The organism is Streptomyces sp. P5F9 (assembly GCF_057961495.1).
Genome location: NZ_JBXVPZ010000733.1, coordinates 1 through 3087 on the forward strand (window position 1 = coordinate 1; position 3087 = coordinate 3087).

Sequence of the window (3087 nt, forward strand, 5' to 3'; positions counted from 1 at the left end):
GGTTTGGGGGTCCGCGGGGTCCGGGGTTACCAATGAACGTGCCATCCGGCGGCCGTATGCGTGCCGGGTGGTTTTTCTGTCCCCGTCCCTCGTGAGGTTTCGATGTTCCAGCGCGCCACGTCCCGCTCTTCCCGTACGTCTTCGCTCCGCACCCGTGTGGCTGTCCTGGCCGTCGGACTGGGGGCCACCGCCGTACTGGGTGCCGGGGTCGCCAGCGCCGCCTCCTCGACCGTCGCGCCGAAGGCCGTCAGTGCGAAGGTCGCCGCCTCCTGGGTCGACCCGGTGAAGAAGTACACGCTGTCCGCGAGCTTCGCCCAGGCCGGCAGCATGTGGCAGTCCACCCACAGCGGGCAGGACTTCGCCGTGGCCAGCGGTACCAACGTCGTCGCCGCGCACGGCGGGACCGTCGTCAAGGCCGGCGGCAACGGCGCGGGCGACGGTGCCGCGTACGGAAACGCCATCGTCATCAAGCACGGCAACGGCACGTACTCCCAGTACGCCCACCTCTCGCGCATCGACGTGAAGGTCGGCCAGGTCGTCAGTACCGGTCAGCACATCGCGCTGTCCGGCAGCACCGGCAACTCCAGCGGTCCCCACCTGCACTTCGAGATCCGCACGACCGCCAACTACGGCTCGGCGATAGACCCGGTCGCGTTCCTGCGCGGCAAGGGTGTCTCCGTCTAGGACCCGTCCCGGGCGGGCTTCGTGCCCGCGTGGGCCTGCGTGATCATGTCGGTGGCGACCTCCAGGACGGCCTTGCGCTTGTCCTCGGGGTCGCCTTCGAGGTCCTGCACGGCGAACATGCCGGCGTGCAGCGTGAAGATCGCGCCGAGGGCACGGACCTGGTCGACCAGGCTCGCCTCGGGGTTGATCACGATCTCCCGCAGGCCGCGCATCCGCTCCTTGAAGCGCTCGCCGATGCGCAGGTCCCGTACTGTCGCCTGGTTCTCCTGCATGAAGCGGAACAGCGGGGTCGCGCCGTCGAGCGCGTCGCCGTAGCGCCGTACGATTTCCTGCTTGGTCTCCAGGGTGTGGGGCTGGCCGCGACCCCACTCGATCAGGTCTTCGATCGGCTTCGTCAGGTCCTGGAAGATGCTGACGAGGATCTCTTCCTTGGTCTTGAAGTGGTAGTAGAGCGCCGCCTTCGTGACGTCCAGGTGCTCGGCGATCTCGCGCAGCGAGGTCTTCTCGTAGCCCTGCTCGGCGAAGAGTTCGAGCGCCACGTCCTGGATGCGCTGGCGGGTGTCTCCGCGACGCTGCCGCTTGGTGCCGTCCATGGTGCCGCCCATTCTTCTCATGCTCCAGCAAACTTACTTGACGCCCGGCTAGTTACGGGTCTACTTTCCCTGAGTGTAGTCAACTAGCCGGGCGGCAAGTAAGTAGTCGGCCGGAGGCAGTACAAGGGGAGTGGGAAAGATGGCGGACACACAGACCGTGGACACCGGTCCCGGGGAGACCGAGAAACAGCCGAAGAGCGTGCGGGTCGTCCTGCTCGCGCTGATGATCACGATGATGCTCGCGATGCTCGACAACATGATCGTGGGTACGGCCATGCCGACGATCGTCGGTGAGCTGGGCGGGCTGGAGCACCTGTCGTGGGTCGTGACCGCGTACACGCTCGCCACGGCCAGCTCCACGCCCCTGTGGGGCAAGCTCGGTGACATGTACGGGCGCAAGGGCGCCTTCATGACCTCGATCGTGATCTTCCTGGCCGGTTCCGCGCTGAGCGGTATGGCGCAGGACATGGGGCAGTTGATCGGTTTCCGGGCCATCCAGGGTCTCGGTGCCGGTGGTCTGATGGTCGGCGTCATGGCGATCATCGGTGACCTCATCCCGCCGCGTGAGCGGGGCAAGTACCAGGGCATGATGGCCGGCGTCATGGCGCTCGCGATGATCGGCGGACCGCTGGTCGGCGGCACCATCACCGACAACTGGGGCTGGCGCTGGTCCTTCTACATCAACCTGCCGCTCGGCGTCATCGCGCTCGCCGCGATCAGTGCCGTACTGCACCTGCCGAAGAAGCGGTCGCAGGCGCGGATCGACTACCTGGGCGCCGGGCTGCTGACCGTCGGCATCACCTCGATCGTGCTCGTCACCACGTGGGGCGGTTCGCAGTACGCCTGGACCTCCGTGCGGATCATGGAACTGATCGGGCTCGGTGTGGCCGCGCTCGTCGGGTTCGTGTTCTGGCAGACCAAGGCCGCCGAGCCGGTCGTACCGCTGCACATCTTCCGCAGCCGCAACTTCACCCTGATGGCGATCATCGGCTTCATCACCGGGTTCGTGATGTTCGGTGCGACGCTGTTCCTGCCGCTGTACCAGCAGTCCGTGCAGGGCGCGTCCGCGACCAACTCCGGGCTGCTGCTTCTGCCGATGCTCGGCGCGATGCTCGTGACCTCGATGGTCGCGGGACGGGTGACCACCAACACCGGTAAGTACAAGGTGTTTCCGGTCGTCGGCAGCGTCCTGATGGGTGTCGGCCTGTACCTGCTGTCGACCATGGACACGGACACGACCCGGTTCATGTCCGGTGTGTTCATGGCCGTCGTCGGGCTCGGCATGGGCTGTCTGATGCAGATCACCATGCTGGTCGCGCAGAACAGCGTGCAGATGAAGGACATGGGTGTCGCGTCCTCCACGAGCACGTTGTCCCGGACGCTGGGTTCGTCGTTCGGTGTCGCCATCATGGGGGCGCTGTTCAACAACCGGGTGCAGGACGTCATGGCCGAGCGGGCCGGTGCGCTGGGGTCCAAGGTGACCGAGCAGTCCGCGACGCTCAACGCCGCGAGTCTGGCGAAGCTGCCGGCGGTGGCGCGGGAGGCGTATCAGCACGCGGTGTCCGCCGGTATCCACTCCGCGTTCCTGCTGGGGGCCGTGGTCGCTGTGGTCGCGATGATCGCCGCGGTGTTCGTGAAGGAGGTTCCGCTGAAGGGGGCGGGGCCGGCTGCGGGTGCGCGCGGCGAGGATGCGGAAGCGGTGGCGCCGGCGTCGATCGTCGAGGCCGTGTGATTCGCCGACAGTGAGCTGAAGGCCCCCCGGTTGGTGTCCGCCACGGGGGGCCTTCTTTGTGTGTGGGGGGTGTGGGGG

At 67.0% G+C, this 3087-nt stretch carries 3 protein-coding genes; 2 read left to right on the top strand and 1 reads right to left on the bottom strand.

Features of this window, described 5'->3' with window-relative positions:
• Positions 1–102: 102 nt before the first annotated feature.
• The gene (locus AC31A1_RS49220) at positions 103–684 is read left to right on the top strand and encodes a M23 family metallopeptidase (RefSeq protein ID WP_489659563.1); all 582 of its coding nucleotides are present in this window, start codon (positions 103–105) and stop codon (positions 682–684) included.
• On the opposite strand, the gene AC31A1_RS49225 is transcribed toward AC31A1_RS49220, so the two are convergent.
• Entirely contained in the window at positions 681–1289 is a 609-nt protein-coding gene (locus AC31A1_RS49225) for a TetR/AcrR family transcriptional regulator (RefSeq protein WP_489659564.1), read from the bottom strand. The genes AC31A1_RS49220 and AC31A1_RS49225 overlap by 4 nt on opposite strands.
• Positions 1290–1416: 127 nt before the next feature.
• Here AC31A1_RS49225 and AC31A1_RS49230 point away from each other — a divergent pair, with 127 nt between their 5' ends.
• Complete coding sequence (locus AC31A1_RS49230) at positions 1417–3009, top strand: MDR family MFS transporter (protein ID WP_489659565.1); 1593 nt, start codon at positions 1417–1419, stop codon at positions 3007–3009.
• The last annotated feature ends 78 nt before the right edge of the window (positions 3010–3087 follow it).

Coding starts and splice junctions, on each gene's coding strand:
- AC31A1_RS49230 (WP_489659565.1), top strand. CDS start 1,417: ATGGCGGACACACAGACCGTGGACACCGGTCCCGGGGAGACCGAGAAA.
- AC31A1_RS49220 (WP_489659563.1), top strand. CDS start 103: ATGTTCCAGCGCGCCACGTCCCGCTCTTCCCGTACGTCTTCGCTCCGC.
- AC31A1_RS49225 (WP_489659564.1), bottom strand. CDS start 1,289: ATGGGCGGCACCATGGACGGCACCAAGCGGCAGCGTCGCGGAGACACC.